This window comes from Massilia sp. HP4 (assembly GCF_005222695.1).
Lineage (GTDB): Bacteria > Pseudomonadota > Gammaproteobacteria > Burkholderiales > Burkholderiaceae_D > Telluria.
Map to the genome: position 1 here is coordinate 144,030 of NZ_STGG01000013.1, position 15,635 is coordinate 159,664.

A 15,635-nucleotide genomic window follows, 5' to 3' on the forward strand; every position below is an offset into this window, starting at 1 on the left:
TGTATTGACTTCGGCAACACCTATATAATAATGAGAATTATTCTCAATTATTATACGGGTGACACCGAATGGCGGGCCTCGATTCCACTGCGCAGCCACAGCTGACTACGCTGTACGCCGACCACCACGGCTGGTTGCAGGCCTGGCTGCGCCGCAAGCTGGGCTGCGCCTTCACCGCCGAAGACCTGACCCACGACACCTTCCTGCGCCTGCTGGTGCGGCCGCGCGCGCTGGACGCCGGCACGAACCCGCGTGCCTATCTCACCACCATCGCCAAGGGGCTGGTGGTCGACCACTGGCGCCGCGCCGACATCGAGCGCGCCTGGCTGGCCGCCATGCAGGAGCGCCCCGAGGCGCTGCATCCGTCGGCCGAGCACCAGGCCATCATCGTCGAGACCCTGGTCGAAGTCGACCGCGTCCTGGCCGCCCTGGCGCCGAAGCCGCGCGAAACCTTCTTGCTGGCCCACCTGCACGACCTCACCTATGCCGAGATCGGCGCCCGGCTGGGGGTGTCCGAACGCATGGTCAAGAAATACATGGCCCAGGCCATGCTGCACTGCCTGACGGCGGCGTCCTCGTTCCACGCGGCGCTGGCGTGAGCATGCCTGACACCCAGGATATCCCCTACGCCACGCTCGAACAGGCGGCCGCGTGGTACGCCACCTTCCGCTCCGGCGCGGTGGACGACGATGAACGGCGGCGCTGGCAGGACTGGCTGGCGCGGGACGCCGGCAACCGGCAGGCGTGGGCGCGGGTGGAAGCCATCAGCCAGCATGTCGCCATCGCCAGGCAGACGCCGGAGGCGTCGGGCGCGGCCCTGCATGCGCGCCAGGCGCAGGGCCAGCGCCGCAAGCTGGTCAAGACGCTGGCGCTGGCCGCCATCACCACCGGTCTTGGCTGGCAGCTGGCGCGGCAAGAAGAAGTGCAGGTGGCGCTCGCCGGGATCAAGGCATCGCACCGCGTCGGCGTGGGCGAGCGCAGAGAGACCGTGCTGGCCGACGGCACCCGGCTCTGGCTCGACTCCGGCACGGCCCTCGACCAGCGCTTCGACGACGCGCTGCGCCTGGTGGTGCTGCACCGGGGCGAGATCCTGCTGCAAAGCGGCCAGGATGCGCGCCGTCCCCTCGTCGTGCGCAGCCGCCAGGGCAGCATGCGCGCGCTCGGCACCCGCTTCCAGGTACGGCAATTCGACGGCAGCACGCGCCTGGGCGTGAGCGAAGGCCGGGTCGAAGTCACGCCGTTCGATGCCCACGGCCCCATGCTGGTTGTCGAGCCCGGCCAGGAAATAACGTTTACGCGGGACGGCGTCGCGGCGCCCCGTCCCCTGCCGGCAACCCGCGAGGCCTGGACGCAGGGCATGCTGGTCGCCGACGACCTGCCACTGGACGCCTTCCTGGCCGAGCTGTCGCGCTACCGGCATGGCTTCCTGGGCTGCGATCCCACAATCGCCAGGCTGCGCGTGGTCGGCGCCTTCCCGATCCACGACACCGACAAGGCGCTCGCCATGCTGGAAGCGGCGCTGCCGGTGCGGGCGCGCCAGGTGTTGCCGTGGTGGGTCAGCGTCGGTCCGAGAAAATAATCCGGCGGCCGGTTCCCCTTTTTGCGCGCCGTTCGGAAAGCAGGGTGAAGACCTTCATTTTGCTCCTTTCCGAAAGCCCGTATGACACCATCGCCAACCGCCCTCGCCGCCCGCCTGCTGGTATGCGGCATGTTCGCCTGTTCCCTGCCCGCCGTCGCGGCCGACGCCGCCGCGGTCCAGCAAGCCACGCTGCGCAACTACAGCATCGCGGCCGGCCCGCTGAACGCCGTGCTGGCGCGCTTCTCGGCCGCATCGGGCGTGTACATCGCCGCCAACGGCGCGCTCACCGCCGGCGTTGCCAGCCCCGGCGTACAGGGCCGGCTGGCGCCGCAGGATGCCTTGCTCCGCCTGCTGGCCGGCAGCGGGCTGCAGGCCGTATCGCAAGGCGACGGCCGCTACATCCTGCAGCAGGCCCCGGCAGCACCAGGCGCCGCCACGCCGCGCTCGGCCACCCTGCCGGCGCTGCCCAAGGTGCTGGTACGGGCCGACCGCGACCAGGCCCCGGGCGACGTCGACGGTTTCGTCGCCCGGCGCAGCAGTACCGCTACCAAGACCCTGACGCGCCTGATCGAGAATCCGCAATCGGTATCGGTGATCACGGCCGACGAACTGGCCAGCCGCAAGGCCGAGACGCTCGACGAAGCCCTGCGCTACACGGCCGGCGTGACGCCCAACATGAAGCCGTGGGCGGTCGACGAATTCTCGATGCTGCGCGGCTTTGACCTGGGCGCGGCCGGCATCTTCCGCGACGGCCTGCTGACCTCGGGCCGCGCCTACGCGGCGCCGATCGAGCCGTATGGCCTGGAGCGCCTGGAAGTGCTGCGCGGCCCGGCTTCGGTGCTGTACGGCCAGTCGCCGCCGGGCGGCATGATCAACGCCGTCTCCAAGCGGCCCTCGGTCGATGCCGTGCGCGAGATCGGCATCGAATACGGCACCTATGACCGCAAGCAGTTCAAGGCCGACATCGGCGGCGCGCTTGACGAGCGTGCCGAATGGACCTGGCGGCTGACCGTGCTGGCGCGCGCATCGGGCACCCGCCTCGACCTCGACAGCGACGACCGCGTCTACGTGGCGCCGGCCCTGACCTGGCGGCCGAACGCCGATACCAGCCTGACCCTGATGGCGCAATACCAGAAGGACGACCAGTCGTATGCCTGGCCCAACCAGCTGCGCAATCCCGGCCCCCTGGGCCAGCCGGCGGCGAGCGTGAACCTGGGCGGGCGCGACAACCGCTGGGAGCGCGAGAACCACGCCTTCGGCTACGAGTTCGAGCACCGCTTCAACGACACCTGGACCTTGCAGCAGAACCTGCGCTACACCGAACTGGCTCGCGACGAGACCAATGTCTTCCCGCGCGCGCTGCTGCTTGATGCCCGCTCGGTCACGCGCCTGTTCTATCCGCGCGGCTCGGCCTGGCGCGGCCTGCAGGCCGATACCCGGCTGCAAGCGAGCTTCCAGACCGGCGCGCTGGACCACAATGTGCTGGTCGGCGTGGACTATGCGGACAACAAGACTACCGACCGCTACCCGTACGCGATCACGCCGATGCCGAACCTCGACCTGTACGCGCCGGTCCATGGCGGACACGAGACGATCGTGCCGGCCGCCGCGCCGCGCAACGAGGTGCTTCCGCTCGAGCAGACCGGCCTGTACCTGCAAGACCAGCTGAAATGGGACAAATGGGTGGTGACCGCGGGCCTGCGCCACGACCGCGCCAGGAATTCGAACACGCGCGAACTGCCGGCCGCCGGCACGTCCACGCTGGCCTACCGCCAGTCGGCCAGCAAGACCACCGGCCGCCTGGGCGCCGTCTACCTGTTCGATTCCGGCTGGGCACCCTATGTCAGCTACGCGACCTCGTTCACGCCGACGATCGGGCGCGACGTCGACGGCGAGCTGCTCAAGCCTTCCACCGGCCGCCAGCTCGAGGCCGGCCTGCGCTACCAGCCCGACAACGCCAGCACCGTGTACACCGCCTCGGTCTTCAAGCTGGCGCGCCAGAACGTGACGACCGCCGCGCCGCAGGATCCGGCCGCCACGGTGCAGACCGGCGAAGTCGAATCGCAGGGCCTCGAGCTAGAGGCGCGCACCAACATCACGCGCAACCTGAGCGTGGTGGCCCAATACACCTGGCTCGATACCGAGATCACGCGCAGCAATTACGGCGACCGCGGCCTGTGGCAACCGGGCGCCGTCAAGCACAGCGCCTCGGTGTGGGCGCGCCAGGACTTCAGGCTGCTCGACACCGTGCAAGCCTACGGCGCGCTGGGGCTGCGCTACTACGGCAAGTCGCGCTCCTACCAGGACTACGATAACGAGAACATCAGCAATCCGGACTACGGCATGGTCGATGCCGCCTTCGGCATCGAGCGCGGGCCGTGGCGCTTCTCGGTCAACGTCAACAACCTGTTCGACAAGCAGGTCTTGCTCGATTGCGACGCCACCTTCTGCTATCGCAATGCGGAGCGCACCGCCAATGTGAGCGCCAGCTACCGCTTCTGACGCATGCCGGCGCCGATCGAACGCGGCCTGCGCCAGTCGATGGCCGGCCTGCACCTGTGGGCCGGCCTGCTGGCCGGATGGCTGCTGTTCGCCATCTTCGTCACCGGCGGCATCAGCTATTATCGCGACGAACTCACGCAGTGGCTGCGGCCCGAGATCCCGGCCCGCCCCGCCATGCTCGACCAGGCCGCAGCAAGCCAGCGCGCGCTGGACGCGCTGGCACGGCAAGGCGGCGGCGCCGATGCATGGCATGTGATCCTGCCCGGTCCGCGCGTCAATGCGATCGAGGTCGCATGGGAACGTGGCGATGCCAGGGAACGTGCGCTGCTCGACCCCGCCAGCGGCGCCGTACTCGCGCCGCGCGCGACCCAGGGCGGCGAATTTTTCTATTACTTCCACTTCTCGCTGCACTACCTGCCGGCCACGCTGGGCCGCTGGATCGTCGGCCTGTGCACGATCATGGCGCTGGTTGTCGTGGTCAGCGGGATCGTGATCCACCGCCGCATCTTCAGCGACTTCTTCACCTTCAGGCCCGGCAAGGGACAGCGTTCCTGGCTGGACGCGCACAATGGCTTCTCGGTGCTCGCCCTGCCCTTCCACCTGATGATCCTGTACACCGGGCTGGTGACCCTGATGTTCTTCTACATGCCATGGCCGGCATTGGCGGCCTTCGGCCCGCAGCAGGCGCGCAGCGAAATGGCAAAGGTGATGCAGCCGCGCTTCGACACGCCGGCACGCAGCGGCCAGGCGGCGCCGCTGGCCGGCCTGGCGCCGCTGATGGCAGAGGCGAATGCACGCTGGGGCGAAGGCAAGGTTGGCCGCGTCATCGTGACCCATCCCGGCGACAGCGCGGCCCGCATCGCCATCGTGCGCGGCGATGGCGACCGGGTGTCGGTCGCCCCATCCTGGCTGCTGTTCGACGGCGCCAGCGGCGCCCTGCTGGAGGATCACGAGCGCGCCAGCGCTGCAGTGAGTGCCTGGGGCGGCGCCTATGCCCTGCACCTGGGCCGCTTCGCCGATCCCCTGCTGCGCTGGCTGTACTTCATGAGCAGCCTGGCCGGCGCCGCGATGGTGGCGAGCGGCATAATGCTGTGGGTCGCCAAGCGCCGGCAAAAGACGGCGCGGCCCGGCATCGGGCTGCTGCTGGTGGAACGGGGCAATGTGGCCTGCGTGGCCGGCCTGTCGATCGCGGTGGCGAGCTTCATGCTGGCCAATCGCCTGCTGCCGCTGGACCTGCCGGCGCGCGCCCAGTGGGAAGTGCATTGCTTCTTCGCGGCCTGGGGCGTGGCGGCATTGTTCGCGGCCTGCCGCCCGGCGGCGCAGGGCTGGCGCGCGCTGGCGCTGGCCTCCTGCCTGCTGTGGGCCAGCCTGCCGCTGGTGAACGCCTGGACCACCGGCCGCCTGTTCCTCGGCTTCGATGCCGCCTTCGCCTGCATGGCGGGCCTGAGTTGGCTCGTCAGTCGGCGGTCGCGATCGCCTTCTCGATATCCGCCCGCGTATAACCCTGGGCGAAGCGCTCGATGAAGTGGAAAGCGTAGGCACGCAGGTAGCTGCCGCGGCGCACCGCCAGGCGCGTCACGTTCTGCGCGAACAGGTGTGACGCCTCGATCGCGCGCAAGCCCTTGTCGCGGCCGTGGTCGAAGGCCATCGAGGCCACGATGCCCACGCCCAGGCCCAGCGAGACGTATTGCTTGATCACGTCCGAATCCATCGCGGTCAGCACGATGTCTGGCGCCAGCCCGGCTTCGACGAAGGCCGCGTCGATATGGCTGCGGCCCGTGAAGCCGACGTCGTAGGTGATGAGCGGATGCTCGGCCAGGTCTTCCAGGCGCAGCGGCGTCTTGCTGGCGAAGATCGGATGGCCTTCGGGCGCCACCACCAGGTGGCTCCAGCGGTAGCACGGGAAGGACACCAGCTCGGGGAAGGCCGACAGGCCCTCGGTCGCGATGCCGACGTCGGCCTTGCCCGATGCCACCCATTCGGCGATGTGTTCCGGCGAGCTTTGCTGCAGGGCGATGCGCACGTTCGGGAAGGCCGCGCGGAACGACTGCACCACCTGCGGCAGCGCGTAGCGCGCCTGGGTGTGGGTCACGGCGACCGTCAGCGTACCGCTGTCCTGGGCCGCATACTCGGCGCTGGCCTGCTGCAGGTTCTCGGCTTCGACCAGCAGTTTTTCGACGATACGCAAGATGCCCTTGCCGGGCGGCGTGAGGCCGGTCAGGCGCTTGCCGTTGCGTTCGAAGATGACCACGCCCAGTTCTTCTTCGAGTTCGCGGATCTGGCGCGAGACGCCCGGCTGCGAAGTAAACAGGGCGTTGGCGACTTCGGTCAGGTTAAAGTCGCGGCGGGCCGCTTCGCGGACCGAGCGCAGTTGCTGGAAATTCATATTGCGTTTCCTTCGTCGACGAACACTTCGATGCGGCGCGGACGCACGACCAGCGTCTCGCCTTCTTTCAGGCCCAGGCTGATGAAGCGCTCGTTCGGCATCACCGCCTCGATGATCTGCTGGTTGTCCGAGCGTTCCAGGTCGAGCTGGGCCAGTGGGCCGATCGCGTGCGCGCGGCGCAGCCTGGCCACCACGCCGGTCGCGCCGGGGGTATAACGTTCAACGTCCAGGTCGTGCGGACGCACGTAGCCGATGCCGGCGCCGTCACGCACGCCCGCATGCTGCGGCGCCTGGAAGTTCATGTCGCCGCTGGCCAGCACGCCGTCGTTGACGCGGCCGTGGAACAGGTTGACGTTGCCCAGGAAGCCGTACACGAAAGGCGAGGCCGGGTTGTTATAGACCTCGTCCGGGCTGCCCAGCTGCTCGACCCGGCCCTTGTTCATCAGGACCACCTGGTCGGCCACCTCGAGCGCTTCTTCCTGGTCGTGGGTGACGAAGATCGAGGTCACGTGCAGCTCGTCGTGCAGGCGGCGCAGCCAGCGGCGCAGTTCCTTGCGTACCTTGGCGTCGAGCGCGCCGAATGGTTCGTCCAGCAGCAGCACGCGCGGTTCCACCGCCAGCGCGCGGGCAAGGGCGATGCGCTGGCGCTGGCCGCCCGACAGCTGCGGCGGATAGCGGTCGGCGATCCAGTCGAGCTGCACCAGCTCGAGCAGCTTCTTGACCTTGTCGCGGATCTGCTGTTCGCTCGGACGATCCTTGCGCGGTTTTACGCGCAAACCAAAAGCCACGTTCTCGAACACGGTCATGTGCTTGAACAGCGCATAGTGCTGGAACACGAAGCCGACCTGGCGCTCGCGCACGTGGCGGTGCGAGGAATCCTGGCCGTCGAGCAGCACGGCGCCGGAATCCGGGTATTCGAGGCCGGCGATGATGCGCAGCAGCGTGGTCTTGCCGCAGCCCGATGGGCCGAGCAAGGCGGTCAGTTCGCCGTCCGGGAATTGCAGCGAGACGTTGTCGAGCGCCGTGAACTGGCCGAACTGCTTGCGGATGTTTTGTACTTCGATCGTCATGCGTGACTCCGGCTTATTCAGTGAGGGGCGCTGGTCGAGGCCTTGCGGGACTCGTGCAAACGCCATTCGATAAAGGACTTGATGGCCAAGGTCACCAGTGCGAGCAGCGCCAGCAGCGATGCGACGGCGAAGGCGGCCGTGAAGTTGTATTCGTTGTAGAGGATCTCGACGTGCAGCGGCATCGTGTTGGTCTCGCCGCGGATGTGGCCCGAAACCACCGACACCGCGCCGAACTCGCCCATCGCCCGGGCATTACACAGGATCACGCCATACAGCAGGCCCCATTTGATGTTCGGCATCGTCACGCGCCAGAAGGTCGACCAGCCCGAGGCGCCCAGCACCAGCGCGGCCTCTTCTTCTTCGGTGCCCTGCTGCTGCATCAAGGGAATCAGCTCGCGCGCCACGAACGGGAAAGTGATGAACACGGTCGCCAGCACGATGCCCGGCACCGCGAACAGGATCTTGATGTCGTGCTCGGCCAGCCAAGGACCGAACCAGCCCGAGGCGCCGAACACCAGCACATACATCAGGCCCGCGATCACCGGCGAGATCGAGAACGGCAGGTCGATCAGGGTCAGCAGGATGCTTTTTCCCCGGAATTCGAACTTGGCGATGGCCCACGCCGCCGCCACGCCGAACACCAGGTTCAGCGGCACCGAGATCGCCGCCGCGATCAGTGTCAGCTTGATCGCCGACAGCGCATCGGCGTCGATCACCGATTCGACATAGACCTCCCATCCCTTCTTGAGCGCTTCGGTAAACACCGCCGCCAGGGGGATGAACAGGAACAGCGTCAGGAAAATGAGCGCGACCGCGATCAGCGCGACGCGCACCCAGCGCGGCTCGAGCACGCTGGTATCGAGGCGCTTGCCCCGGCTGGCAGCCACCGGCTGCCCCATATTATCCAGGACCGCGCTCATGACTTGCCCGCCCGTTTGCGCGTCCACGCCTGCAGGAGGTTAATCGCCAGCAGCAGGATGAAGGAGAACACCAGCATCACGACCGCGATCGCGGTAGCGCCGGCATAGTCGTACTGTTCCAGCTTGGAAATGATCAAGAGCGGCGTGATCTCGGACACCATCGGCAGGTTGCCGGCGATGAAGATGACCGAACCGTATTCGCCGGTGGCGCGCGCGAAGGCCAGTGCGAAGCCGGTCAGCAGCGCCGGGGTAATGGTCGGCAGCACCACGCGGATGAAGGTTTGCAGCGGCGCGGCGCCCAGGCTGGCGGCGGCTTCCTCGAGTTCGCGCTCGGCTTCTTCGAGCACCGGCTGCACCGTGCGCACCACGAACGGCAGGCCGATGAAGGTCAGTGCGACCACCACGCCCAGCGGCGAGAATGCGACCTTGATGCCGAGCTCCGCCAGGTATTGGCCGATCCAGCCGTTATGGGCATACAGCGCGGTGAGCGTGATGCCGGCCACCGCGGTGGGCAGCGCGAACGGCAGGTCGACCAGGGCGTCGACGAAACGCTTGCCGGGAAACTGGTAGCGCACCAGCACCCAGGCCACGATGCCGCCGAAGACGACGTTCAGGGCGGCCGCGATCAGCGAGGCGCCAAAGCTCAGGCGATACGACGCCATCACGCGCTCGGACGTGACGGTCGCCCAGAAATCGGCCCAGCTCATGCTGAAGGTATTCAGGAACACCGCAGACAGCGGGATGAGGACGATCAGCGCCAGGTAGAACAGCGTAAAGCCCAGCGAGATGCCGAAGCCGGGAATCACCCGGCCCGGGCGCTTGGCGGGCTTGTGCGCTGCTGTGCTGCCTGGCATGGCAAGCGAAGTCATGCGAGTCCTTATTACAAATTCTTCTATCGGAGTCGCATATTCTCACGCTATGTTCATAAAGCAAACGAAAGAATAATTATTTGCATAGATGCGAATTGCTATGTGGCAGCGAGGCAAAACCGCATGTGCTTATACGGAGAAATTCGAAGACGGACGAATGATTGTCGACTGGCGTTGCTGATTTCCAAATAAAAACGGCGAGCCTGGCATTGCCGGGCTCGCCGTAGCGGCGCGCGGGCCTGCGGCCCGGGCGACATTTACTTGTTCGGCTGCGGCGTCAGGCGCAGGTAAGGACGCGGCGCCTCGAAGCCTTTCGGGTACTTCTGCTTGATGACTTCGGGATCGGTGACGGTCAGCGGGATGATGACGTTGTCGCCATCCTTCCAGTTGCCCGGCGTGGCGACGGTATAGCCGTCGGTCAGTTGCAAGGCGTCGATCACGCGCAGCACTTCGTCGAAGTTGCGGCCGGTGCTCATCGGGTAGGTGATGGTCAGGCGGATCTTCTTGTTCGGGTCGATCACGAACAGCGAGCGCACGGTGGCGGTTGCCGACTGCTCCGGGTGGATCATGTCGTACAGGGTCGAGACCGAACGGTCGGCATCGGCCACGATCGGGAAACCGACCACGGTCTGCTGGGTTTCTTCGATATCCTTGATCCAGTCGACGTGCTTGTCGGCCGGGTCGACCGACAGCGCGATCGCCTTGACGTTGCGCTTGTCGAACTCGGGCTTGAGCTTGGCGGTCAGGCCCAGTTCGGTCGTGCACACCGGCGTGAAATCGGCCGGGTGCGAGAACAGCACCACCCACGAATCGCCCGCCCATTCATGAAAGCGGATCTTGCCGATGCTGGAATCCTGCTCGAAATCGGGTGCGGTGTCGCCGAGGCGTAAGGTCATAGTCTTCTCCATGGTTGATTCACACGGCAGCGTCCGCGGACGATGCCACTAAAAGCCTACATAAAGCGGTTATAGAGTACGACGGCCCAGGTCGCGAACGCCAGCAGCAGGGTCAAGGCCACGGCGGCGCTGCCCAGGTCCTTGGCGGCCTTCGACAAGGGATGGCGCTCGAGCGAGATGCGGTCGACCACCGCCTCGATCGCCGAGTTGATCAGCTCGACCACCAGCACCACCACCAGCACGCCGATCAGGGCCAGCTTCTGGAATCCGGACACCGGCAGCAGCAGCGCCAATATGCTCGCCACCACGATCAGCACCAGCTCTTGCCTGAACGCCGCTTCGCTGCGCCAGGCCCAGCGCAGACCGTCCCAGGTATTGCGGCAGGCGGCGCCTATGCGCTCGAGGCCGCGCAAGGTCTTGAATTCGCTGATCGGGTTTTCCATCGTCTCAATACAGTGGATGCGGGAACAGCATTATGCCGCGTCCACGGGCAGCATGTGGCAAACCAGCCAAGTTTGCAAGTCGCCGTTTGCGCCTCCGTTTCACATCATGGTATAAAGTGAACGATACTGCACTGCACCAACCACATCATGAAAATGGAAACGCCCACTCCAGCAGCCAAGACATCGATCCAGGTCATCGAACGCATGATGGCGCTGCTCGACGCCCTGGCGAGTTATTCCGACCCGGTCAGCCTCAAGGAATTGTCGCGGGTATCGGGCCTGCACCCTTCCACCGCGCACCGGATCCTGAACGATATGGTGGTCACGCGCTTCGTCGACCGGGTCGAGCCGGGCACCTACCGTCTCGGCATGCGCCTGCTCGAATTGGGCAATGTGGTCAAGAGCCGGCTGTCGGTGCGCGAGGCGGCGCTCGACGCCATGCGCGCGCTGCACCGCAAGACCCAGCAGACGGTGAACCTGTCGGTGCGCCAGGGCGACGAGATCGTGTACATCGACCGCGCCTTCTCGGAGCGCTCGGGGATGCAGGTGGTGCGCGCCATCGGCGGACGCGGCCCGCTGCACCTGACCTCGACCGGCAAGCTGTTCTTGTCGGTGGACGACGTCAAGGCGATCCGCGCCTATGCCACCCGCACCGGCCTGGCGGGCCACACGCGCAACTCGATCACCGAGCTGGCGCGACTGGAGCGCGAACTGAGCCTGGTGCGGGCGCGCGGCTATGCACGCGACAACGAAGAACTGGAACTGGGCGTGCGCTGCATGGCGGCCGGCATCCATGATGACAGCGGCAAGCTGGTGGCGGGTTTGTCGATCTCGGCGCCGGCCGACCGGCTGCAAGAGGATTGGCTGGAAGACCTGGTGCAGACGGCGTCGCGGATTTCGTCGACGCTCGGTTATCGGCCGGTCGCCAACGTATGAGCTGGCAGGTCAGTGCGACAAGCTCGGCGCGCTGGCCGTGATGGTCGGCGTGCGCACCGCGTCGACATCCATACGATCGGGCAGCGACTCGATCCAGCGGCGGATGCGGCCCGCATCGGCGGTACGCGACATCTTGCCCTTCGAATCCAGGAACACCATCACCACATTGCGGCCATGGATCATGGCCTGCATCACCAGGCAGCGCCCCGCTTCGTTGATGAAGCCGGTCTTTTGCAGGCCGATATCCCAGTCGGGCAGCGACACCAGGTAATTGGTATTCGCGTAGTGCATGGTGCGGCCGCTGGCCTGGACGGTCGATTTTGGCGTGGTCGAGAATTCACGTAATACCGGGTCTTCGTGCGCCGCCACCACCAGCTTGGCCAGGTCGCGCGCGCTCGACACATTGCTGCTCGACAGGCCGCTGGTATCGACGTAATGGGTGTCGGCCATGCCGAGTTGACGGGCCTTGGCATTCATCGCCGCCACGAAAGCCTCTTTACCGCCCGGATAGTGCCGGCCCAGCGCCGAGGCGGCGCGGTTTTCGGAACTCATGAGGGTGATGTGCAGCAGTTCGCGACGGGTCATGCGCGCGCCGACCGGCAGGCGCGAGCTGCTGTACTTGAGGCGGTCGACGTCGGCGTCGGTCACGCGCAGCACCTCGTCCATGTCTTGTTTGGCGTCCATCACGACCATGCCGGTCATCAGCTTGGTGATCGAGGCGATCGGCAATGCCACGTCGGCGTTCTTCTCGAACAGCACTTCGGCGCTGTTCTGGTCGACCACGTAGGCCACGCTCGAGCGCAGCGCCAGCGGGTCGGATGTCTTATGGAGGCCGGCGGCATCGGCTGCCGTCATTGCCGCGACGGCGACCGCAGCGGTGCGCGCCGGGTGATAAGTGACGACGCGCTTGCCATTGACCGTCCTGACCCGGCGCACGGTGCGCTGGCCATTGTCGCCAGCGCTCGCGACCTCCTTGCGTTTGGTGCGCTTGGCCGTCGTCGCTTTACGCTTGGGCTTTTTCTTGACGGCCTTCTTGGGCGTGGACTTCTGGGCTTTTTCAGTGGCGCCGGCGCCGGCGCCCGCTCCCGCTCCCGCTCCCGCACCGGATGCTTGCATCGGCGCAATAGCGAACAACGTGGCGACAACAGCTGCCAAAGCAAGTTTAAACATCGAAAAGCCCCTGGTCCGAACTGATGAGATACGTATGGAGTGTAGCGGAACGACGCACGATCGCAAGAGAAAATCACATTCTGTGCGGCAATAACCCACTTAAAACCACACGCCACCTTCGGCGAAACTTTCGTTTGATATCAATGAGATATTGATACTTGCTACTTTAGTCCATGAAGCGCGTAAACACATGACTGGGCTCGCGCTCGGTCTCCAGCGCATTCTCGACGCGGCCAGGATCGGCCCAGCCCAGCGCCATGCCGCACACCACCATCTCGCCCGCCGCCAGCCCGAGTTCGGCTGCGATGATCCGATGATACTGCGTAAAGGCGGCTTGCGGGCAGGTGTCCAGCCCCCTCGCCCGCGCCGCCACCATGATGTTCTGGAGGAACATCCCATAATCGAGCCAGGAGCCCTGCTCCATGATGCGGTCGATAGTGAAGATCATCCCGACCGGCGCATCGAAGAAGGCGAAATTGCGCGCGTGCTGGGCAGCCATGCCGGCCTTGTTGTCGCGTGTCAGGCCCAGCAGGCTATACAGATCCCAGCCGACCTTGCGGCGCCGGTCGATGTAGGGCGAGACCCATTCGCGCGGATAGTAGGGATATTCCTCGTGATGCGCATCGGCCTGCGCCGGGTCGTGGTAGGCCGCCAGGATCGCCTGCGACAGGCGCGCGCGCGCGGCGCCGGTCAACACATGGACTTTCCACGGCTGGGTGTTGGTGCCGGACGGCGCGCGCGCCGCCACGTCCAGGATACGGGCGATCTCATCGCGCTCGACCGGTGTATCCAGGAAGGCGCGGATCGAGCGGCGCGAGGTGATGGCGGCATCGACGGCCGCCTGGCTCGGATTCAAAATCATGAGGTCTCCCGTGGTTTGCGCACGACGAAGGCGACGCCGGTGACGGCCACCGCCATCCCGGCCAGGCCGAGTGCATTGAATGCTTCGCCGAACAGCAGCCAGGCCATGATGGCCGTGGTCGGCGGGGTCAGGTACATCAGGCTCGTCACCTCCGTCGCCTGGCTGCGCCCGATGAGTTTGAAGAGCAAAAAGATCGCCCCGATCGACAGCGCGAACACCGACCACAGCCAGGCAATGACGAAGTCGGCGCTCCAGGTGACGGTCGAGAACGCGGGGTCGAGGTCTTCCAGCCAGAGTGCGAGCGGCAGCAAGGCCAGCACCGTGGCGCCGAACTGGATCGCGGTGCCGCTGCGCAGGTCGAAGCGCGGGCAGAAGCGGCGCTGGTACATGGTGCCGGCCGTGATGGAGAAGAGCGCGAACACGCACAGGCCGAGGGCGGCTGGCGACAAGCCTGCCAGGCCCAGCTTGGCATACACGACCAGGCCCACGCCGGACAGGCCGAGCAGCAGGCCCAGCCACTGGATCGGCCGCACCCGCTCGCCGATCAGGGGCGCTGCGGCGGCGGTGAGGATCGGCTGCATGCCGACGATCAGCGCGGTCAGCCCGGCGGGCATGCCGAGCTTGATCGCGGCCCACACGCCGCCCAGGTAACCTGCCTGTAGCAGCAGGCCAGAGAGCGCGATATGTCCGACCTGGCCGCGCGGCCATGGCGCACGCCAGATCAGCATCAGCGGCAGCAGCACCGCCAGCACGCCCAGGCAGCGCACGATGAGAAAGGTCAGCGGCGGCGCGTATGGCAGGCCGAGCTTGGCGACGATGAAGCCCGTGCTCCAGAGGAAGACGAAGAACAGCGGAACGGGGGACAGCCAGGAGCTGCCGGGCATGGTGGTGGCGTGGGTCGACATGGTCCTGGCGATGCGCCGTTGTGGTGCACGGCACTTATTAAAAACGCAAGCACCGAGTCTAGCATGCTCGCAGGTACGGCGTTTTGGCCAGTCAAAAACTGCCAATGCTTTGCGCTACGTCAATTGACTTTTCTTGCAATAAATGCATTCAAGAAAATTATGTATCTTGGATGGTGCATTGCATCAAAAATGCTTGACTCGTCAAACGAACTGACAGAAAATCTGCCCTGTTGCGGTGCACAAAAAGAGTTTCGTCGCGTTTTAATGAAGAACCTGTCTCACGAAGCAATAGTCCATTCTTGAAACGACATATTTGGAGAGCCACATGTTTGCAATCCCTGAACAGTTTTCGAACGCCACCAAGGCCAGCCTGGAATCGCAATTCGCCCTGTTTTCGTCGCTGACCGCGAAAACCTTCGAAGGCGTCGAGAAGCTGGTCGAGCTGAACCTCAGCACTGCCCGCTCCACCCTCGAGGATTCGTCGGCCGCCGCGCGCCAGCTGCTGGGCGCGAAAGACCCGCAAGAATTCTTCTCGCTGACCGCTTCGCAAGCCCAGCCTAACGCCGAGAAAGCCCTGGCCTACAGCCGCCAGCTGGCCTCGATCGCCACCGGCACCGGCGCCGAATTCTCGAAAGCCGCCGAAAGCCAGATCGTCGAAGCCAACCGCAAGGTGATCTCGCTGGTCGACGAAGTGAGCAAGAACGCCCCGGCCGGCTCCGAGAGCTTCGTTGCCGCCGTCAAGACCGCGATCAGCAACGCCAACGCCGGCTACGAGCAGTTCAGCAAGACCTCCAAGCAGGCGGTCGAAGCGCTGGAAACCAATATGAACGCAGCCGTGTCGCAATTTTCTGCGACTGCTGCTAAAGCTGGCAATGCTGCCAGCGCCGCTACGGCTGCCGCTGCGGCCTAAGCTGCGGCTGGTCAAGTAGCAAAAAAGGCCGGGGACGCGCAAGCGTCTCCGGCCTTTTCATATCATCGATCGAATTCGCATAGGGTTGGCGGCTGCGCCGCCGACGCGGTGATGGTTGGCAGCAAGATCATCCGGCACGACATCGGAGTCGATAACGATCGACGCGTCGGCGGCGAAGCCGCCAACC

Annotated in this window: 15 protein-coding genes; 6 read left to right on the forward strand and 9 right to left on the reverse strand. The window is 65.7% G+C overall.

All coding sequences use genetic code 11. From position 1 onward, the window contains the following. Nucleotides 1–68 precede the first annotated feature (68 nt). The 4 genes from E8M83_RS08640 (at nt 69) to E8M83_RS08655 (ending at nt 5,605) form a co-directional block, all read left to right on the forward strand. Nucleotides 69–599 (forward strand): sigma-70 family RNA polymerase sigma factor, encoded by a 531-nt coding sequence (locus E8M83_RS08640; RefSeq protein ID WP_137172955.1) that lies wholly within the window; start codon nt 69–71, stop codon nt 597–599. A 2-nt stretch (nt 600–601) separates the two neighbouring features. After that, nucleotides 602–1,579 carry a FecR domain-containing protein gene (locus tag E8M83_RS08645; protein ID WP_137172956.1) on the forward strand — a complete coding sequence of 326 codons (978 nt, stop codon included), beginning with the start codon at nt 602–604 and terminating at the stop codon, nt 1,577–1,579. A gap of 81 nt (nt 1,580–1,660) precedes the next feature. Then, the gene (locus tag E8M83_RS08650) at nt 1,661–4,081 is read left to right on the forward strand and encodes a TonB-dependent siderophore receptor (RefSeq protein ID WP_229491460.1); all 2,421 of its coding nucleotides are present in this window, start codon (nt 1,661–1,663) and stop codon (nt 4,079–4,081) included. 3 nt (nt 4,082–4,084) lie between these two features. Beyond that, nucleotides 4,085–5,605, forward strand: coding sequence for a PepSY domain-containing protein (locus E8M83_RS08655; RefSeq protein ID WP_137172957.1), 1,521 nt, complete (start codon nt 4,085–4,087; stop codon nt 5,603–5,605). On the opposite strand, the gene E8M83_RS08660 is transcribed toward E8M83_RS08655, so the two are convergent. The 6 genes from E8M83_RS08660 to E8M83_RS08685 form a co-directional block, all read right to left on the reverse strand. Continuing rightward, nucleotides 5,538–6,467 (reverse strand): CysB family HTH-type transcriptional regulator, encoded by a 930-nt coding sequence (locus tag E8M83_RS08660; protein WP_137172958.1) that lies wholly within the window; start codon nt 6,465–6,467, stop codon nt 5,538–5,540. The genes E8M83_RS08655 and E8M83_RS08660 overlap by 68 nt on opposite strands. Next, complete coding sequence (locus E8M83_RS08665; RefSeq protein ID WP_137172959.1) at nt 6,464–7,537, reverse strand: sulfate/molybdate ABC transporter ATP-binding protein; 1,074 nt, start codon at nt 7,535–7,537, stop codon at nt 6,464–6,466. Before E8M83_RS08665 ends, E8M83_RS08660 begins: the two co-directional genes overlap by 4 nt. A gap of 17 nt (nt 7,538–7,554) precedes the next feature. Continuing rightward, nucleotides 7,555–8,436 carry a sulfate ABC transporter permease subunit CysW gene (cysW, locus tag E8M83_RS08670; protein WP_229491461.1) on the reverse strand — a complete coding sequence of 294 codons (882 nt, stop codon included), beginning with the start codon at nt 8,434–8,436 and terminating at the stop codon, nt 7,555–7,557. Nucleotides 8,437–8,453: 17 nt separating this feature from the next. Then, on the reverse strand, nt 8,454–9,326 hold the full coding sequence (gene cysT, locus E8M83_RS08675; protein ID WP_137172961.1) for a sulfate ABC transporter permease subunit CysT: 873 nt from the start codon (nt 9,324–9,326) through the stop codon (nt 8,454–8,456). Nucleotides 9,327–9,583: 257 nt separating this feature from the next. Beyond that, entirely contained in the window at nt 9,584–10,234 is a 651-nt protein-coding gene (locus tag E8M83_RS08680; protein WP_267874199.1) for a peroxiredoxin, read from the reverse strand. Between the two features lie 44 nt (nt 10,235–10,278). Next, nucleotides 10,279–10,665, reverse strand: a complete 387-nt coding sequence (locus E8M83_RS08685; protein WP_137172963.1) for a diacylglycerol kinase — start codon at nt 10,663–10,665, stop codon at nt 10,279–10,281. A 147-nt stretch (nt 10,666–10,812) separates the two neighbouring features. On the opposite strand from E8M83_RS08685, the gene E8M83_RS08690 reads away from it, so the two are divergent. Continuing rightward, entirely contained in the window at nt 10,813–11,601 is a 789-nt protein-coding gene (locus tag E8M83_RS08690; RefSeq protein ID WP_137172964.1) for an IclR family transcriptional regulator, read from the forward strand. Between the two features lie 9 nt (nt 11,602–11,610). Here the strand turns inward: E8M83_RS08690 and pbpG are convergent, their stop codons facing one another. The 3 genes from pbpG to E8M83_RS08705 form a co-directional block, all read right to left on the reverse strand. Continuing rightward, nucleotides 11,611–12,771 carry a D-alanyl-D-alanine endopeptidase gene (gene pbpG / locus E8M83_RS08695; protein ID WP_373995038.1) on the reverse strand — a complete coding sequence of 387 codons (1,161 nt, stop codon included), beginning with the start codon at nt 12,769–12,771 and terminating at the stop codon, nt 11,611–11,613. A 166-nt stretch (nt 12,772–12,937) separates the two neighbouring features. Further along, the gene (locus E8M83_RS08700) at nt 12,938–13,633 is read right to left on the reverse strand and encodes a nitroreductase (RefSeq protein ID WP_137172966.1); all 696 of its coding nucleotides are present in this window, start codon (nt 13,631–13,633) and stop codon (nt 12,938–12,940) included. Continuing rightward, nucleotides 13,630–14,538, reverse strand: a complete 909-nt coding sequence (locus E8M83_RS08705; protein ID WP_170976735.1) for a DMT family transporter — start codon at nt 14,536–14,538, stop codon at nt 13,630–13,632. Before E8M83_RS08705 ends, E8M83_RS08700 begins: the two co-directional genes overlap by 4 nt. Before the next feature lie 325 nt (nt 14,539–14,863). On the opposite strand from E8M83_RS08705, the gene E8M83_RS08715 reads away from it, so the two are divergent. Continuing rightward, nucleotides 14,864–15,448 carry a phasin family protein gene (locus E8M83_RS08715; RefSeq protein ID WP_137172968.1) on the forward strand — a complete coding sequence of 195 codons (585 nt, stop codon included), beginning with the start codon at nt 14,864–14,866 and terminating at the stop codon, nt 15,446–15,448. The last annotated feature ends 187 nt before the right edge of the window (nt 15,449–15,635 follow it).